Source organism: Paenibacillus liaoningensis, from assembly GCF_059609455.1.
In genome coordinates, this window is the sequence record NZ_JCAALU010000020.1 from 1 (window position 1) to 18,097 (window position 18,097).

The following is an 18,097-nucleotide window of genomic DNA, read 5'->3' on the forward strand; positions in this document are numbered from 1 at the left end:
ATTTCCCAATTTAGTAAGACCCCTTGAAGACGACGAGGTTGATAGGTTCGGGGTGGAAGCGCAGCAATGCGTGCAGCTGACGAATACTAATCGGTCGAGGGCTTATCCTAAACAACACGCTAAAGTTTCAGACTTTGTCTTTCGCATCCAGTTTTCAGGGTAGCAATACCCGTTCTATCCGTTTGGTGGCGATGGCGGAGGGGAACCACGCGTTCCCATCCCGAACACGACCGTTAAGCCCTCCAGCGCCGATGGTACTTGGACCGCAGGGTCCTGGGAGAGTAGGACGTCGCCAAGCACGAGAAGCCTGCCGCAGTTTGCGGCAGGTTTTTTGTTTTGTTTTTAATGAAATAAACGTTATTACGTCAAAAGTCCTTTGAACGAAAGGGCCTTTGGCGTTTTTATATTTTAACCCTGTGTTACCGTTGCTTTGGTAACGTCCACAGCTCTGCTACCGGTTCTTGTTAACGCTGTAGCTTGTAAATGCATAGATGATACTAATTAGGCTTCTAGGCTTTATACACGATGCAGGTTGCTTTTAGGCATGCATAGCACTAATTGTTTTGCATGGCAGGTTAACTAACGGTATGGGATTGGTCTTTAGATATGGCTGGGTATTAGCGGAGTTGGACAGCTAGAGAGTAGTTTGTTGGGCTCATAGAAGGGATTAGTATCATGTTTATAAAGCCATTTTAAGTATACTATTTAGGATATTTTTCATCTTAAATTACAATATTATTATGAACAACAAGATTAAAATAAGGGTTAACAAGGTTCGTAAATATACATAATTAGTTTATGAAATGTCCTGACATTTGATTGTTTGGTTATAGGCGATGATCCTATTCTTATAATAGCTGTTGTGGATTGTTATCCTTTTAAAGTGTCGAGCTAGTGGTCAGGAAAAGAACAGCTATAAATTTTTTGATGAAATAAATATGTTTGATTTTGTAAAATAATATTGTAGTCTTAGTATGTGAGATTATCTCATTAGAATTGGTTTATTAATCTGTTTTACAGTTACAATGACAATAATATTGACATGCTCAGCGCTCTATAATATTGCTAAAATAACGGGAGGTTATGAAGATGGAAAAGTCCATTAAGACGTTGTTTGATCAAGTTGCTAAGGACTATGATTTTCAGCGGCATCAGCTAATTCCATGCTTTGATGAGTTTTATGGAACAGCTGTGGATTGGGTGAATACACCTAAGCAGAAACCGCGTATTTTGGATCTTGGGGCTGGGACAGGGCTGTTCGCCGCGTTTGTTCAGCAAAAATACCCGCTGGCGGAGTTTACTCTGATTGATTTGAGCGAAGAGATGATGAGGGCAGCTCGTTTGAGATTTGAACATAGCAAGCAAGTCGAATATATTGCGGAAGATTATACAAAATATATGTTCAAGCAAAAATATGATATTGTCATTTCGTCCTTATCTATTCATCACCTGAGCCATGAATCTAAGCAGGAGCTTTTTCACACCGTGCATGAGCTTCTAGAGGACGATGGCAGCTTTATTAATGCTGACCAAGCTGCCGGAAGCTTATCTTGCTTTGATCTTGCCTATAAGGACAAATGGGAGCGGCACATTGGCAAAGGGGATTTGGCTGAGCAGGCGATAGAGTCTGCAATTGAGCGAAGAAAGCTCGATCAGAATGCAACGGTACACGATCAACTGCAGTGGCTCCACAAAAGTGGTTTTGCAGCGGCAGATTGTGTCTATAAGCATCATGAGTTTGCTGTTTTTGCAGCTTTTAAGCAGGTACTTAATTATTCATAAATTTGTTTCAAGTGCTGGAAGAGACGATGCTGAACAAAGAGCCTATTGCCAAAGCTATTGCCAAAGTAGAAATCGAAATGATGCCTGCTAGCGCTGATTATAAAAAGGCAACAGCAGTCGGACTTGTAACCCTTTTTATTACAGATATTTCGCCTCCTCAAAATACGAAGTTCTCACATGTAAGCGTGACGCTTCTGTTTAGTGAGAAAATTCAGACAAAAAGCTTATTGCAAAACGGAAATTGCTCGCCTTGTGACAGCCTTGACAGCCCATGACCCCTCTGCTAATATTGCAATAATATACGTGAAGACGGCTCAATTTAAGGGAGGAACATATTCGTGTGGGAATCAAAATTTGCCAAGGAAGGCCTAACATTTGATGATGTGCTGCTCGTTCCAAGGAAATCAGAAGTACTGCCAAGAGAATCGGATATTTCGACAAAACTTTCTGCTAGCATCAAGCTGAATATTCCATTGATCAGCGCAGGGATGGACACGGTTACGGAAGCAGCTCTTGCTATTGCCATAGCGCGTGAGGGCGGAATCGGCATTATTCACAAGAATATGTCCATTGCACAACAGGCGGAAGAAGTAGATCGTGTAAAACGTTCGGAAAGCGGCGTTATTACGAATCCATTCTCGCTTACACCTGATCATCATGTGTATGATGCGGAAGAATTAATGGGTAAATATCGCATTTCGGGCGTGCCGATCGTAGATGCTGACAAGAAGCTTGTTGGTATTTTGACGAATCGTGACCTTCGTTTTGTACATGATTATTCCATTAAAATCCATGAAGTTATGACACGTGACAATGTAGTAACGGCTCCAGTCGGCACGACGCTTACAGAGGCGGAAGTATTGCTGCAAAAACACAAAATTGAGAAATTGCCATTGGTGGATGACTCGAATACGCTCAAAGGCCTGATTACAATCAAGGACATTGAGAAGGCGATTCAATTCCCTAATGCTGCAAAAGATACACATGGCCGCTTGCTTTGCGGAGCAGCTGTTGGTATTTCTAAAGATACAATGGATCGTACCGAAGCACTCGTACAAGCAGGTATCGATATTCTCGTTGTAGACTCTGCACACGGGCATCATATCAATATCCTTGAGGCAGTTCGCAAAATCCGCAAGCAATACCCGGAATTGACGATTATCGCAGGTAATGTGGCTACAGGCGAAGCTACACGCGATTTGATTGAAGCAGGCGCATCTGTCGTTAAAGTCGGCATCGGTCCAGGCTCGATCTGTACAACGCGTGTAATCGCAGGTATTGGCGTACCACAGATCACAGCGATTTATGACTGTGCTTCCGTTGCTCGTGAATACAATGTACCGGTTATCGCTGATGGCGGTATTAAATATTCCGGCGATATTACGAAAGCTATTGCAGCAGGCGCAAGTGCCATTATGATCGGCAGCTTGTTTGCAGGTACTTCTGAAAGCCCTGGCGAAACAGAGATTTTCCAAGGCAGAAGCTTTAAAGTATATCGCGGTATGGGTTCCCTTGGCGCTATGAAAGAAGGCAGCAAGGACCGTTACTTCCAAGAAAACGAGAGCAAGCTAGTTCCAGAAGGCATTGAAGGCCGCGTGCCATTCAAAGGTCCTTTGTCGGATACGGTTCATCAGCTGCTTGGCGGCTTGCGTTCCGGTATGGGCTATTGCGGAACATCAAACCTGGAGCAACTGAAGAACGATACACATTTCATCCGGATTTCTGGTGCAGGACTTCGTGAAAGCCATCCACATGATGTGCAAATTACGAAGGAAGCGCCTAACTACTCGCTTTAATATCCCGGCCAACGGGCCAGAGACAGACCACAAGAAAGCGGAACTTCGCTTTTGCCGGGTCTGTCTTTTTTTTCAATAGAGGGCATTGATTTAGATCCACTATTTTACATGGTAATTATTGCTCCGGGGAAGTTTTAAGGGGTTTAAACAGCTCAAACGGGCTTCCTGCAAGGGCTTAGCTATTGAAAGAGGGCTGAGCGCAGTAGAGGTTTAATTCCCCTGCTTGCATGTGATACAATTAACAACGACAAACTTTCGGATGAAAAGGGGAGAAGACGTTGAAGGCAAAGGTAAAGCCGATTAGACTGACATCGGTTATCGCCGCTTTTGTGGCGATGTGGTTGGTTATTCTGTCATTAGGGTCTGGTGCAGCAGCGGCTGCAGGTAAGGAAGATTGGGTCGAAAACTCTTTAGGCATGGAATTATCATCAGCCATTCTAATAGATGCAGATTCGGGACAAGTCATCTATGAAGTCAATGCGGATACGCCGCGTCCTCCTGCCAGCATGACGAAGCTCATGACGGAATATATCGTACTTGAGGAAATTACGAATAAAAGATTAACTTGGGATCAGGTCGTTACCGTTAGTGAAGAAGCAGCGAATACTCCTGCAGATGGCTCGCAAATTTATTTGGCGCAAGGCGATCAGCATACGGTTAAGGACTTATATATTGCTATGGCAGTAGGTTCGGCGAATGATGCAACGATTGCTCTTGCTTCGCAAATAAGCGGTGGTGAGCAGAGCTTTGTTGCCAAGATGAACGAAACGGCGAAAGAGCTCGGCCTGACGACGGCTCATTTTACAAGTGCGACAGGATTGCTTGATACAACGCTTATTTCGGCTCGCGATATGGCGAAGCTGGCACAAACGATTTTGAAAAAACATCCGGACTTTCTGGATTATTCGAAAATTCAGGAATACAAATTCCGTGAACGCGATACAGCGACCATGAAGAATTATAACTGGATGCTGGAAACGAACAAAAGCAACACGTATTTACGTGCGTATGCTTATGAGGGCGTAGATGGCATGAAAACCGGCTATATATCGGCAGCTGGTTATACGTTTACGGGTACAGTTAAACGAGGCGATACGCGTTATATCAGCGTCGTAATGAATACAAAGTCAAAAGAGGCCCGTTTCTTTGAAACAGCTAAGATGTACGACTATGCGTTCAACAATTTTGAGAAGAAATCAGTGCTTCCTGCAAAATCTGTAGTAGAAACGCTGGAATCGGTTAAAATTAAGAAGGGTGTCGAAAAGACGGTTCCTGCCGTTACGGAGTCCGACATCACTTTCACGGTGAAAAAAGGTGCGGAGCCTAAGATCGAGCTGAAGGAAAGCAATCTTTTGAAAGAGGAAGAGCTTGTTGCTCCCATTACAGCTGGTCAGAAGCTCGGAACAGTCACTTACGAGTATACGGATGCTGAAGGCAATAAAGTGGATAGAACGGTTAATTTGATCGCATCGGAGGATGTGGAAAAGGGCGGCTGGCTGCGTCTGCTGTTCCGCGCTATTGGTCAATTTTTCGTTGGACTGTTCAACGATATTGTGAATCTGTTTTAATCACATAAATACAGGGAAAACAATAGTTGTCGATTAAGGAGCGTTCCTGTAAAATTAGTGCCTAGAGCAAGTATCGATATTATAATGGGAGCTAAGCGCTAACCCTTCAGGATGAAGGGCGCGGCGTAAAACCTTGAGGAGGATTTTTCGAAAATGGAAACAGGAACTTCGCGTGTAAAACGTGGTATGGCTGAAATGCAAAAAGGCGGCGTCATCATGGACGTTATGAACGCCGAGCAAGCAAAAGTAGCAGAAGCGGCAGGTGCAACAGCAGTTATGGCGCTGGAGCGCGTTCCTTCCGATATCCGTGCAGCAGGCGGCGTTGCCCGTATGGCTGACCCAACCATCGTAGAAGAAGTTATGAAAGTTGTTTCGATCCCTGTTATGGCGAAAGCGCGTATCGGCCACTATGTAGAGGCGAAAGTGCTTGAATCGATGGGCGTTGACTATATTGACGAGAGTGAAGTTCTGACTCCGGCAGACGAAGTGTTCCACATTAGCAAAAATGAATTTACGATTCCTTTTGTATGTGGCGCTAAAGATCTTGGCGAAGCGCTTCGCCGTATTCAAGAAGGGGCAGCAATGCTTCGTACGAAAGGTGAGCCGGGAACAGGAAACATTGTTGAGGCTGTTCGCCACCTTCGTCTGATCAATGGCCAAATCCGTAAAATTCAAGGTTTGTCGAAGGACGAGCTGTATAATGAAGCGAAGGTTCTGGGCGTTGCTTATGACCTGCTTCTGGGCGTACACGAGAGCGGCAAGCTGCCAGTCGTTAACTTTGCAGCAGGCGGCGTAGCAACACCTTCTGACGCAGCACTGATGATGCACCTGGGCGCTGACGGCGTATTCGTAGGCTCGGGTATTTTCAAATCCGACAGCCCGGAGAAATTTGCTCGTGCTATCGTAGAAGCTACAACTCATTACCAAGACTACAAATTGATCGCAGAAGTATCCAAAAACTTGGGAGCGCCAATGAAGGGCATCGAAATTTCCAAGCTGGACGCTTCGCAGCGTATGCAAGATCGCGGAATTTAAGCAACAAGCTTGGATAAGAAAGGCGTGTAGGCGATGAAAATTGGTGTACTCGCGCTTCAAGGCGCAGTTGCAGAGCATATACGCAGTTTGGAGGCGGCGGGCGCGGAAGCGGTCGCCGTTAAACAGACCTCGCAGCTGGATGAGCTGCAAGGTCTTGTTATTCCAGGCGGCGAAAGTACGACGATAGGCAAGCTGATCCGCAAATACGGCTTTCTAGAAGCGATTCAAGCTTTCTCCGAGCAATCTAAGCCGATTTTTGGTACTTGTGCGGGAATGATTCTGCTCGCTGAACGTATTGAAGGACAAGAGGATGCGCATCTGAAGCTCATGGATATGACGGTGGAGCGCAATGCTTTCGGAAGACAGCGGGAGAGCTTCGAAACTGATCTAGACATTAAAGGCATTGATGAGCAGGTTCGTGCGGTATTCATTCGTGCTCCTTTGATCAAGGAAGTTGGATCGCAGGTTGATGTGCTATCGGAATACAAAGGGGAAATTGTGGCGGCTCGGCAAGGACATTTGCTGGCAGCATCCTTTCATCCCGAGTTAACCGATGATTACCGTTTGCATGCCTATTTTGTCGATATGATTAAACAATTGGCAGTGAGCCGGTAGCTGAGAGGAGTTCAACCAAGCGTGATAGATATAAAATGGCTGCGTAATGATTACGCAAAAGTAGAGCAAGGGCTGACCAATCGCGGTAAATCGCTTGATTTAATCGCAGATTTCCCTGTTCTGGATACAAAGCGCCGGGACCTGCTGCAGGAAACGGACCAGCTGAAAAATCGCCGCAACACCGTATCGCAGGAAGTGGCGAAGCTGAAAAAAACAGGCGGCGACGCTGATGCGCTGATTATCGAAATGCGTGAAGTAGGCGACCGGATTAAGCAATTGGACGAAGAAGTGCGCGCGGTAGAGGTACAAGTGGACGAGCTTATGCTTTCGATTCCGAATTTGCCGCATGAAAGTGTGCCAGTAGGGGCTTCTGAGGATGATAATGTAGAGCTTCGCCGGATTGGCGAGCAGCCGGCATTTGATTTCGAGCCGAGAGCGCATTGGGATCTTGCACAAGAGCTTGGCATTCTTGATTTCGAACGTGCAGCTAAAGTAACGGGCTCCCGCTTTACGTTTTATCGCGGCTTAGGTGCGCGTCTTGAGCGTGCGCTGATTAACTTTATGATGGATCTACATAGTGATAAGCACGGTTATGAGGAAGTGCTGCCGCCTTATTTGGTCAACCGCGACAGCTTGATTGGAACAGGGCAGCTTCCGAAGTTCGAAGAGGATTTGTTCAAAATATCCGATTCGGATTATTTCCTAATTCCAACGGCCGAGGTTCCGGTTACGAATCTTCATCGTGAAGAGATTTTGTCGCTTGAAGAGCTGCCGAAGCATTTTGTAGCTTACAGCTCTTGCTTCCGCTCGGAAGCGGGTGCGGCAGGCCGAGATACACGCGGCTTGATTCGTCAGCATCAATTCAACAAAGTCGAGCTGATTAAGCTTGCGAAGCCGGAAGAGTCCTACGATGAGCTGGAGAAGATGACGGCTAATGCCGAGAAGGTACTTGAGCTGCTGGGCTTGTCCTATCGCGTGCTCGCTCTGTGCACAGGCGATATGGGCTTCACCGCTGCGAAAACCTATGACCTTGAAGTATGGCTGCCAAGTGCAGGCACATACCGGGAAATCTCCTCATGCTCGAACGTAGAGGACTTCCAGGCGCGCCGTGCGGGCATCCGTTTCCGCAGAGACGCGAAGAGCAAGCCGGAATTCGTTCATACGCTTAACGGCTCAGGTCTTGCGGTAGGACGTACCGTTGCCGCTATTCTTGAAAATTACCAACAGGCAGACGGCTCCATCGTCATTCCTGAAGTATTGCGTGCTTATATGGGCGGAATCAGCGTAATTGGACCTAAAGCTTAAAGTTTTTACATTTTTGATAGCCACAGGTTAAGAAAAAGGTTGATATTCATTTTTAACCTGTGGTATAATGATTTTTGTGATGATTTTATATGTGGAGAGGTACCGAAGCGGTCATAACGGGGCGGTCTTGAAAACCGTTAGGGTGCAAGCCCACGTGGGTTCGAATCCCACCCTCTCCGCCAACTTAATAAATGATAACGTCCAACCTTACGGTTTGGGCGTTTTTTTGTTGTCTGGGGATTGGGGATATCGTCTGAGCAGGAGTTATCACCATTATCCACGATAGCCCTGTGGACAAATTGTATATAATGTGGATAACTCGCATGAATTGTGTATAAAACTGTGGATAATCTTGTGTTTATGCTGGATTTTGCCTGAATAATTGGCGGGCTCGCGCCGCATCTTATAAGATGTGGAGGTGTTGATAAAGATGGCGAAAAAAGATGAGCTGACCTACAGCCAGCCAGAACTGGTGGAAGCATGGAACCGCACGCTGCCGGATATGATGAACAAGCCGGATAAGTGCCAGGTAGCAGCCGATGAGGCGGACCCAAAATCGCTGCGGATTACAATTCAGTCCGCGGGGCATCAGGCGTATGAGATCGATTTTAAGGTGACATATGTGGATAGCCGTGAAATTAAAGTGGAGCTCGTAGATGTGGAAAAGGATCATCAAGCTGTGGATGAACGCACAGACATGCTTCAACAGCTCATTCATGATTATAAGCGTCATATCCATGAATGCGCCCAAGCGCTTGCGCAGCTTACACACGCCTAAAAGGAGGACGATGATATGAGCAAGCCAGACAGCGTGCCTGTGCCGGAGGCGCAGCGTCAATCTCAGGACAAAAGAAGCCGCAATGATGACTCTGCACAACAGCAGCCTTTATCTGGATCGAAAAAAACGAAGCAGAAAAATCATACTTCTCACCTAAATCCGGAAGGATCATAAATTCAAGGTGTTCATACAAAAGTCCCGTTTCTTCTCAGAGAAGCGGGATTTTTTGGATATTGCTTCTATATGCTGTCGTTTTGTTATAAAATAGGGGGGATGTCAAGCAGAGATACAAATAGGGAGGATCAACTAGAATGAAAAACAGACTACATAAAGTGGCTATGCTATTTATCGCTGCTGCTTTAATTATTGTCGCAGGATGCAGCGCGAGCGCGTCTCCTAAGGAGTCTTTGGAGAAAGCTACTCAAAAAATGGCGGAAGTCACATCATATGATTCTACGATGTCTTTTGGGATAGATGAGCTTACAGTGCCAGACGAATTGCTTCAGGAAGACGGAGCTGGAGCACAATATGTCATTGGCCTGCTTAAAGGCGCTAAAGTAAATGTTAAAGCGGTATATCAAAAAGAGCCGCTGCGCACAGATATGGAAATGGATGTTACGGCAGCGGGCCTTTCCATTAAAATACCGATGATTATGACAGACAAAAAGATGTTTGTGAAAATTCCAGCGCTTCCAATGCTTATGCTGCCAGAGCAATACACAGATAAATTCGTGGAGATTGATCTAGAGGAGCTGGCAAAGCAAGCGGAAACAGGAGCGATGCTGGATACTGCGGCCCAACAGAAGCTTGGTCAAGAAGTGAGCGGCATTATTTTAAAACATTTTGATGAAAAAACGTATTTCTCCTCGCTGAAAAAAGAAGATGCAGCGCTCCCTGAAGGGGTAGAGGCGGATCAAGTTGTTCGCTTTCAAATTAATGAAGGCAACTATCAGCAGGCAGTAGAAACAATCGTTAATCAAGTGCTTCCAGAGCTAATCGACACATTGACGAAAAACGAAGATTTCATGAAAATGATTGAAAGCACGAATGAGGATGTAACGAAGCTGAAGGCAGATTTCGAAGCCAACAAGCAAGAAACGTTGGACCAGCTGAAAACAAACCTGAAAGTCAATGATTTCTCCATTGTAGGAGCCATTAAAGATGGCTACTTATCGCAGCAGACTGCTAAAATCAATGTAGATTTTACGGATGAAAGCGGCGGTATCGTGAAAGTTGGCGGTTCGTTAACAGCTGAATACCACAATATTAATAAAGCGCCTAAATTCCTGTATGAAATTCCGACGGACGCGGTTAAGATGGATGAGCTGATGTCTGGAATGGGATTGGGTATGTAATTTTATAGCTTAAAATGATACAAAAGAAACCGCCCATTCTAAGTGAATGAGCGGTTTTTTTTATAACGCTGTAGCGGAGGCCTGAATGATTCTATTGCTTTAAAAAGTAAAGTATATTACTATACGTATATGAGTTTAAAGGAGGAATCGTAATGCAAATAGATGTATGGTCAGATTTTGCATGTCCGTTTTGTTATATTGGTAAAAAGAGGCTGGAGGGCGCATTAGCCAAGTTCGAGCATGGCAAGCAGGTGAAGGTCGTGTTCCGCAGCTTCGAGCTGGACCCTAACGCCGCGATCAGCTATGAGCACGATGTGCATGAAATGCTGTCCCGCAAATACGGCATGCCACGCGAGAAAGCAATCGAGATGAACAGCGATTTGGCAAAGCAGGCGGCATCCGTTGGCTTGACCTTTAACTTCGATACACTGGTGCTAACGAATACGTTTGATGCGCACCGCTTAACCCATTTTGCAGCTAAATACGGCAAGCAAGATGCGATGTCGGAACGACTGTTCCGTGCTTATTTTACCGATTCCAAGCATTTGGGACAGCGCGATACACTCGCTGATCTGGCTGCTGAGGTTGGACTGGATCGTCAGGAGGCACTTGCTGTGCTGGAAAGCGATGCTCATGCACAGGACGTTCGTGGCGATGAGGAGGAGGCTTCGCGGATAGGCGTGCGCGGTGTGCCATTCTTCGTCATTAATCGCAAATACGCGATATCGGGCGCTCAGCCCAATGAAGTGTTCCTGAATGCAATCAAGCAGGCTTGGGATGAAGCGTATCCGGCCCTGACCGTCATCAATGATTTGCCGGATGATGCTGACGATGCAGCTTGTTCGGATGGCACTTGCGCGCCTTCGGCGGCTAAGGATGCTAATTCAGACAAGGCGTAATTGTATATAACTGAAATGATGAATATTTGAATATAAACAGATTTTAGGGAAGGCTGGGGTGGCGGGCAAGTGACGCTGCTTCAGCTTTTTTTTTGAAATATAAGAAAGTATATGTTTTGCCTAACAGGTGTGAAAATAAAATTTGGCCAAGGGTTGTCCTTCGCCCTTTATGATGAGAAAATGAGGAAAAAGAGCATCAGGAGGCTATGCGCGTTGAAAAGAAAGTCCCGTAAAAAGAAGTTTAAAATGAAAAATGCCCTTATTTCCTTGCTTATTATGCTGGCTTTGGCCGGAGCGTCTTATATGGGCTGGCTTGATGAGCTGGCGAAAGATTGGAATACGGCAGAAGGAACGGATTACACGTTATATTTTCCGACGGATCGGTATCCAGAGACAGGCAAGCACATTAAAGATGCGATTGCAGCGGGAAAATCCCCTATTTGTACGATTGATCGGGAAGGCGCGGATCAGAATCGGAAAAAATCTTTGCAGGGCGTAAAGGTGAAAAAAGGCTACGATCGTGATGAATGGCCAATGGCGATGTGTGCCGAAGGCGGGAGCGGCGCCCATATTGCTTATATTGACCCATCGGATAATCGCGGGGCGGGGTCATGGGTCAGCAACCAGCTGGAGAAATACCCGGATGGTTCGAGAATTGCTTTTGTTATCAAATAAGCAAGCATTTATTTTGAGTAAAAGTCTAATTGTCTGCGTTCATGCAGAGGATTGGGCTTTTTTTATATTCAAAGACTGGGTGAATACCGTGTTGCATATAGGGCGCAAACATAGACTGGTGTAATGATGATAAAAGACTATTTTTTGCGTTTTTGAATAGAAAGCGAGCAAATAAATCGGTAAAGAGGGATGAAGATGAACAGGAACCGGAAATCACAAGAGCTTAACAAATGGATTAAGCAGCTCCAGCTTGTGAAAGGTCTAATACGCCAAAATCGGGTTAAACGAGCGAGCTCCCATATTCGATATGTCATTTCAGCATGCAGGCGTACAGTCTATAAAAAGCGGTAATGCGAAAAAATAATGGGAGATGAGCAGGTTGGCGAAAAGAAGAGCCAGTTGTTTGCGGAAATTAAACCTCGCCATTCTTGAATTGAGATTTGCGCGCAGGCTGGCGGGGAGAAATAAAATTGTCCGGGCGGAGCGCGAAGTGATCGACTCGATTTTGCTGCTGACAGAGGCGCTGAAATGTCTCGATGGGAATCAAGATAAAAAACCTCGGAATGGCCATACCCATTGGCCAGCTCATGCAAGACGCGGAAAACGTGGCCCGAGGGGTGCCAGAGGCCCAAGGGGTGCGAGAGGTTTTAGCGGTCAAGCTGGAACTGATGGGGCAACTGGAGCAACTGGTCCGGCAGGAGCAACAGGATCTGCAGGGCAGCCTGGAGCGATGGGCCTTCCCGGAGCGATTGGTCCAGCGGGATCGCCTGGAGCGCAAGGCGCTGCGGGAGCAATTGGCCCAGCGGGGGCGAATGGTGCTCCGGGAGCTACAGGATCGCCTGGAGCGACTGGTGTAGCTGGAGCAACAGGGGCAGGGCTAGAAGGGATAGTCGCGTATGATCCCTTGGTAGCCCCAACTTATCCCGTTAATCAGGTCGTTACGTTTAATGGTAGCACGTATATCGTGAATACGGCGCCGCCAAGCGGAGTGCCAGGAAGCTCCGCAGACTATACTCTGATTGCTGGCGCGGGAGCAACGGGTGCAACAGGAGCCAATGGGTCGGCAGGATCAGCCGGTGTAATGGGAGCTACAGGAGCGACAGGTGTAACGGGAGCAACAGGGGCAGGACTGGAAGGGATGGTGGCATTTAATCCTTTGGCAGCCCCGGCATATCCCGTTAATTGGGTCGTTACATTCAATGGAAGTACGTATGTCGTGAATACGGCACCGCCAAGCGGAGTACCAGAAAGCTCGGCAGATTATACGATGCTGGCTGGTGCAGGTGCGACGGGTACGACTGGGGCAACTGGAGCAACGGGGGCTGGAGTGACCGGAACGACCGGAGTAACCGGGGCTACTGGTACAACTGGAGTGACAGGTTTTACAGGAGCAACAGGGGCGACGGGTGCAGGGGTTACAGGCTCTACTGGCATAACTGGATCTACAGGTACAGCGGGAGAAACAGGTGCAACAGGAGAGACAGGAGCAACGGGTGTAACGGGTACCAACGGCGTAACTGGAACAACCGGAGCAACGGGCTCGACAGGTATGACTGGTGTGACAGGAGAGACAGGAGCAACCGGTACGACTGGTGTATCTGGAGCAACGGGTTCGACAGGTATGACTGGTGCAACAGGAGAGACAGGAGCAACGGGTGTAACGGGTACCAACGGCGTAACTGGAACAACCGGAGCAACGGGCTCGACAGGTATGACTGGTGTGACAGGAGAGACAGGAGCAACCGGTGTGACCGGGGTAACGGGTGCGACAGGCACGACTGGTGTAATCGGCGTAACGGGCTCGACAGGCGTGACCGGTGTGACAGGAGCAACTGGTGCGACAGGAGCAACAGGAGCAACCGGAGCAACCGGAGCAACCGGAGCAACCGGAGAGACGGGGGCCACGGGTGTAACCGGAGTAACTGGTGTCACAGGAACAACCGGTGTAACTGGTGTGACAGGGGCTACTGGTGAGATCGGAACGACTGGAGAAACTGGGACAACTGGTGCAACAGGAGCAACCGGAGAGACGGGAGCCACGGGTGTAACCGGAGCAACTGGGGTCACAGGAACAACCGGTGTAACTGGCGTGACAGGGGCTACTGGTGAGACCGGAACGACAGGAGCAACCGGAGAGACGGGAGCCACGGGTGTAACCGGAGCAACTGGGGGCACAGGAACAACCGGTATAACTGGCGTGACAGGGGCTACTGGTGAGACCGGAACAACAGGAATAACCGGACCAACTGGTGCGACAGGAGTCACAGGAGCAACCGGAGAGACGGGGGCCACGGGTGTAACCGGAGCAACTGGCGTCACAGGAACAACCGGTGTAACTGGTGTGACAGGGGCTACTGGTGTGACAGGGGCAACTGGTGAGACCGGAACGACAGGAGCAACCGGAGAAACGGGAGCGACAGGAGCAACGGGTGTAACCGGCATAACTGGTGCGACAGGAGTCACAGGAGCAACCGGAGCAACTGGCATCACAGGAACAACCGGTGTAACCGGGGCGTCCGGATTTACAGGATCCACGGGAGCTACAGGTGTAACCGGAGCCACGGGAGTGACAGGTGTGACCGGAGCAACTGGTGAGACCGGAACAACAGGAATAACCGGACCAACTGGTGCGACAGGAGTCACAGGAGCAACCGGAGAGACGGGGGCCACGGGTGTAACCGGAGCAACTGGGGTCACAGGAACAACCGGTATAACTGGTGTGACAGGGGCTACTGGTGAGACCGGAACGACAGGAATAACCGGACCAACGGGTGCGACAGGAGCAACCGGAGAGACAGGAGCCACGGGTGTAACCGGAGCAACTGGTGTCACAGGAACAACCGGTATAACTGGCGTGACAGGGGCAACTGGTGAGACCGGAACGACAGGAATAACCGGACCAACGGGTGCGACAGGAGTCACAGGAGCAACCGGAGCAACTGGCATCACAGGAACAACCGGTGTAACCGGGGCGTCCGGATTTACAGGATCCACGGGAGCTACAGGTGTAACCGGAGCCACGGGAGTGACAGGTGTGACCGGAGCAACTGGTGCTACAGGAGCAACTGGAACTACCGGAGTCACTGGAGCAACAGGCGTTAGTACGACAGCTGTATCCGCTTTTGCAGCCAATACAACTGGGGGTATCATTGCAGTTATACTTGGAGGCACGAATGTACCGCTTCCAAGCTCTCAAAATATCGCCGCAGGCATAACGGTCAATGGATTAAACGATACGTTCACAGTTGCCGCAGCGGGCAGATATTATATTACGTACCAAATTAATTTGACAGCGGCGTTATTGGTCAGCTCGCGTCTGTTAATTAACGGCATAGCGAGTACGGCCTCAACATTAGAGCCAGTATTAAGCTTATCCTCTTTCAATAACGATATTATTGTTGGACTGACAGCAGGCTCGACCATTACCCTTCAATTATTTGGACTGCTGGGTGCGGCCACATTGCTTGGAGGCAGCGCCGGCGCGGCATTGACCATTATCCAATTAAGCTAAGTCGGCCAGTTGGGCACCAAGGCAAGAGTGACTGAATAGGATGGGTCAATAGAATCAACTCGCAGGAGTGTGGTTTCATTGATCGCGATCAGTCTTTGCATGATAGTCAAAAATGAAGAAAAAACATTGGCACGCTGCCTCTCCTCTATTGCCCCCGCCGTAGATGAAATTATTATTGTCGACACAGGCTCGACCGATGCTACAAGGGAAATCGCTGCCGATTTTACCGATCGCGTCGAGTCTTTCACCTGGGTGGATGACTTCGCCGCCGCCCGCAATTTCGCATTCTCGCTTGCAACGAAGCCTTATATGATGTGGCTGGATGCGGACGATGTATTGGAGGTTTCCGAGCTGCATAAGCTGAAGGCGCTCAAACACCAGCTGGACGATACGGTAGACTCCGTCTCGATGGATTACCACCTGTCCTTTGACGAGTACGGCAACGTAGTTAACAAACTGCGGCGCAATCGCATTGTTAAGCGTGAGCGGAACTTTCAGTGGATTGGCGCGGTCCATGAGTATTTGGAGGTTTACGGAAACATCGTTCATTGTGATGTAATCGTTACACATAAGAGCCTCGGGCATGATAGCGACCGCAATTTAACGATGTATGAAAATCGACTTCGCAGAGGAGAAGTTTTCACCCCGCGCGACTTATTTTATTATGCCAATGAGCTGAAAGACAATGGCCGCTACGATTCGGCCATCCGTTATTATGACAAGTTTCTTGCTACCGGCAAAGGCTGGATCGAGGATAATATTCTTGCTTGCGGGCGGCTTGCGGACTGCTACCACGAGCTGAACGAGCCACGCAATATGATGGATTCTGTGCTGCGATCCTTCTATTATGATAAGCCTCGGGCGGAATTTTGCTGCCGCCTTGGGTATTATTTTTTGCAGCGGGATGAGCTTCAGATGGCGGTATATTGGTATAAGCAGGCGCTCCACGTGGAGCATACGGACACAACAGGCTGGGGTTTTGCGAATATAGCCTGTTCTACTTGGCTGCCGCAGCTTCAGCTATGTGTCTGCTATGACCGTCTGGGCGACTATGAGTCAGCTTATAGGCATAACGAGCAGGCGGCCAGCTACCGGCCGGAGGATGAGCGAATGGTATCGAACCGGGAATATTTGAGTCAGCGGCTGAGTAAGAAGGATGAGGGAGGGATCGTACTTGTCTGAGAAAAAAAGGCGTGTGCTCATTGCCAGTCCCGTTCAGCAGCAGCCTACGATTCTTGCGTTGTTTCTCGCTTCGCTGAAACGCTTTCATGCAGATCAGCTGGAGCTGAGCTATCTCTTTATTGACGATAATACGGATGCTACGAGCAGTCAGCTGCTGGAACAGTTTACTGCCGCTCGCGAGGGGGTAACCATTATCCGCTCAGAATCCTCCGATAGTCAAGACGTGTATGTACGCACGGATATAACGCATTGCTGGAACGAGCAGCTCATTTGGAAGGTTGCCCATTTCAAAAATCGAATCATTGAACATGCGCTAGAGAGCCAATTTGATTACTTATTTCTGCTCGACTCTGACCTGCTGCTGGACGCCAGAACGCTTCCGCAGCTAGTAGCGGACGACAAAGATATAGTATCGGAAATTTTTTGGACCCGCTGGCAGCCGGATGCGCGTCCTCAGCCGCAAGTATGGCTGCATGACGAATACGGACAGTGGGAGCGAGGCCGAGGCGAGAAGCTGAGCGATATGGAAATTGCGGTGCGCTTGGAGCAGTTTTACGCCATGTTAAGCGAGCCTGGCGTATACGAGGTAGGCGGGCTTGGCGCATGTACACTGCTGAGCAGACGTGCCCTTGAAGCAGGTGTGCACTTTGGCCCCATTAGCAATTTAACCTTCTGGGGGGAAGATCGGCATTTTTGCATTAGGGCGGCTGCGCTTGGCCTGCGGCTGTTTGTGGATACCCACTATCCCGCCTATCATATTTATCGCAGCGCGGATTTGGCTGGGGCGGAGCGGTTTCTACAGAAAGAAGCGGAAGTCCAGCCCCAGACCCGAGGACGGCTCACGCTGTCGATGATCGTAAGGAACGAGAGCAGCCGCTATTTGCGCCAGGCGCTGGAGCAGCATCGCCAGTATATTGATGACGCGGTCATTATTGACGATGGCAGCACGGATGACACAGCTGAGGTGTGCCTACAGGCGCTGGAAGGCATTCCGGTTAAGCTGATCCGCAACGAGGTGTCGCGTTTCAGCAATGAAATTACGCTGCGGAAGCAGCAGTGGGAAGAGACGTTGACTGTAAATCCGGAGTGGATTCTGAATCTAGACGCGGATGAATGGTTCGAGCAAAGCTTCGTTCAGGAGCTCGATTCGCTGCTGCAAAATCGGTCTACGAATGTATTTTGCTTCCGGCTATACGATTTCTGGAGCCTTCATTCGTATAGATCGGATGCGATCTGGCAGGCGCATGAAAGCTATCGTCCTTTTTTGCTCCGCTATGACCCAGCATTTGATTATAAGTGGAAAAATACACCGCAGCATTGCGGGCGTTTTCCCGCTAATATTTTGGAGCTGCCTCATCAGCTGTCGGGCATTCGCCTTAAGCATTATGGCTGGGCAAAAGAAGAGCATCGCCGGGAGAAGCTCCACCGCTACCAGCTGCTTGACCCCGACGCCAAGTATGGCTGGAAGGAGCAATACCTGTCGATTTTGGATAATAATCCACAGCTCGTGGAGTGGCAGGAATAACAGGCACCAGCATGAAAAAAAGCATCTCTGCTCATCAGGAATGATGAGTGGAGATGCTTTAATCTTCTTAT

15 protein-coding genes, 1 tRNA gene and 2 rRNA genes are annotated in these 18,097 nt (G+C 48.5%); all 18 read left to right on the forward strand.

All coding sequences use genetic code 11. The features are described from left to right. Positions 1–110, forward strand: a 23S ribosomal RNA gene (locus AC6B99_RS27115); the annotation flags it as partial. 71 nt (positions 111–181) lie between these two features. Continuing rightward, positions 182–298 (forward strand): 5S ribosomal RNA (rrf, locus tag AC6B99_RS27120). Between the two features lie 791 nt (positions 299–1,089). Next, positions 1,090–1,782, forward strand: a complete 693-nt coding sequence (locus tag AC6B99_RS27125; protein ID WP_056035219.1) for a class I SAM-dependent methyltransferase — start codon at positions 1,090–1,092, stop codon at positions 1,780–1,782. A 26-nt stretch (positions 1,783–1,808) separates the two neighbouring features. Beyond that, on the forward strand, positions 1,809–2,057 hold the full coding sequence (locus tag AC6B99_RS27130) for a hypothetical protein (RefSeq protein ID WP_155973140.1): 249 nt from the start codon (positions 1,809–1,811) through the stop codon (positions 2,055–2,057). Positions 2,058–2,120: 63 nt separating this feature from the next. Next, a complete protein-coding gene (gene guaB, locus AC6B99_RS27135; RefSeq protein WP_056035212.1) occupies positions 2,121–3,578 on the forward strand; it encodes an IMP dehydrogenase in 1,458 nt (485 codons plus the stop codon). A 278-nt stretch (positions 3,579–3,856) separates the two neighbouring features. Next, positions 3,857–5,146, forward strand: a complete 1,290-nt coding sequence (locus tag AC6B99_RS27140; protein WP_496664707.1) for a D-alanyl-D-alanine carboxypeptidase family protein — start codon at positions 3,857–3,859, stop codon at positions 5,144–5,146. A 153-nt stretch (positions 5,147–5,299) separates the two neighbouring features. Then, positions 5,300–6,181 carry a pyridoxal 5'-phosphate synthase lyase subunit PdxS gene (pdxS, locus tag AC6B99_RS27145; RefSeq protein WP_046234144.1) on the forward strand — a complete coding sequence of 294 codons (882 nt, stop codon included), beginning with the start codon at positions 5,300–5,302 and terminating at the stop codon, positions 6,179–6,181. A gap of 33 nt (positions 6,182–6,214) precedes the next feature. After that, the gene (gene pdxT / locus AC6B99_RS27150; protein WP_046234145.1) at positions 6,215–6,796 is read left to right on the forward strand and encodes a pyridoxal 5'-phosphate synthase glutaminase subunit PdxT; all 582 of its coding nucleotides are present in this window, start codon (positions 6,215–6,217) and stop codon (positions 6,794–6,796) included. A gap of 21 nt (positions 6,797–6,817) precedes the next feature. Continuing rightward, on the forward strand, positions 6,818–8,101 hold the full coding sequence (gene serS / locus AC6B99_RS27155) for a serine--tRNA ligase (protein ID WP_056035209.1): 1,284 nt from the start codon (positions 6,818–6,820) through the stop codon (positions 8,099–8,101). A 93-nt stretch (positions 8,102–8,194) separates the two neighbouring features. After that, a tRNA-Ser gene (locus AC6B99_RS27160) sits at positions 8,195–8,283 on the forward strand. Positions 8,284–8,531: 248 nt separating this feature from the next. Next, entirely contained in the window at positions 8,532–8,879 is a 348-nt protein-coding gene (locus AC6B99_RS27165) for a hypothetical protein (RefSeq protein ID WP_056035206.1), read from the forward strand. A gap of 15 nt (positions 8,880–8,894) precedes the next feature. After that, on the forward strand, positions 8,895–9,053 hold the full coding sequence (locus AC6B99_RS27170; protein ID WP_056035203.1) for a small acid-soluble spore protein P: 159 nt from the start codon (positions 8,895–8,897) through the stop codon (positions 9,051–9,053). A 137-nt stretch (positions 9,054–9,190) separates the two neighbouring features. Next, on the forward strand, positions 9,191–10,234 hold the full coding sequence (locus tag AC6B99_RS27175) for a hypothetical protein (RefSeq protein ID WP_494865774.1): 1,044 nt from the start codon (positions 9,191–9,193) through the stop codon (positions 10,232–10,234). A gap of 152 nt (positions 10,235–10,386) precedes the next feature. Further along, the gene (locus AC6B99_RS27180; protein ID WP_496664708.1) at positions 10,387–11,133 is read left to right on the forward strand and encodes a DsbA family oxidoreductase; all 747 of its coding nucleotides are present in this window, start codon (positions 10,387–10,389) and stop codon (positions 11,131–11,133) included. Positions 11,134–11,379: 246 nt separating this feature from the next. Continuing rightward, positions 11,380–11,808 carry a NucA/NucB deoxyribonuclease domain-containing protein gene (locus AC6B99_RS27185; RefSeq protein ID WP_056035252.1) on the forward strand — a complete coding sequence of 143 codons (429 nt, stop codon included), beginning with the start codon at positions 11,380–11,382 and terminating at the stop codon, positions 11,806–11,808. Positions 11,809–12,187: 379 nt separating this feature from the next. Further along, positions 12,188–15,319, forward strand: a complete 3,132-nt coding sequence (locus AC6B99_RS27190) for a BclA C-terminal domain-containing protein (RefSeq protein WP_496664709.1) — start codon at positions 12,188–12,190, stop codon at positions 15,317–15,319. Between the two features lie 78 nt (positions 15,320–15,397). Continuing rightward, entirely contained in the window at positions 15,398–16,501 is a 1,104-nt protein-coding gene (locus AC6B99_RS27195; RefSeq protein WP_494883461.1) for a glycosyltransferase, read from the forward strand. Further along, the gene (locus AC6B99_RS27200) at positions 16,494–18,026 is read left to right on the forward strand and encodes a glycosyltransferase family 2 protein (protein WP_496664710.1); all 1,533 of its coding nucleotides are present in this window, start codon (positions 16,494–16,496) and stop codon (positions 18,024–18,026) included. Before AC6B99_RS27195 ends, AC6B99_RS27200 begins: the two co-directional genes overlap by 8 nt. The last annotated feature ends 71 nt before the right edge of the window (positions 18,027–18,097 follow it).

Coding starts and splice junctions, on each gene's coding strand:
- AC6B99_RS27165 (WP_056035206.1), top strand. CDS start 8,532: ATGGCGAAAAAAGATGAGCTGACCTACAGCCAGCCAGAACTGGTGGAA.
- AC6B99_RS27130 (WP_155973140.1), top strand. CDS start 1,809: ATGCTGAACAAAGAGCCTATTGCCAAAGCTATTGCCAAAGTAGAAATC.
- AC6B99_RS27185 (WP_056035252.1), top strand. CDS start 11,380: ATGAAAAATGCCCTTATTTCCTTGCTTATTATGCTGGCTTTGGCCGGA.
- pdxT (WP_046234145.1), top strand. CDS start 6,215: ATGAAAATTGGTGTACTCGCGCTTCAAGGCGCAGTTGCAGAGCATATA.
- AC6B99_RS27175 (WP_494865774.1), top strand. CDS start 9,191: ATGAAAAACAGACTACATAAAGTGGCTATGCTATTTATCGCTGCTGCT.
- AC6B99_RS27170 (WP_056035203.1), top strand. CDS start 8,895: ATGAGCAAGCCAGACAGCGTGCCTGTGCCGGAGGCGCAGCGTCAATCT.
- AC6B99_RS27180 (WP_496664708.1), top strand. CDS start 10,387: ATGCAAATAGATGTATGGTCAGATTTTGCATGTCCGTTTTGTTATATT.
- AC6B99_RS27125 (WP_056035219.1), top strand. CDS start 1,090: ATGGAAAAGTCCATTAAGACGTTGTTTGATCAAGTTGCTAAGGACTAT.
- pdxS (WP_046234144.1), top strand. CDS start 5,300: ATGGAAACAGGAACTTCGCGTGTAAAACGTGGTATGGCTGAAATGCAA.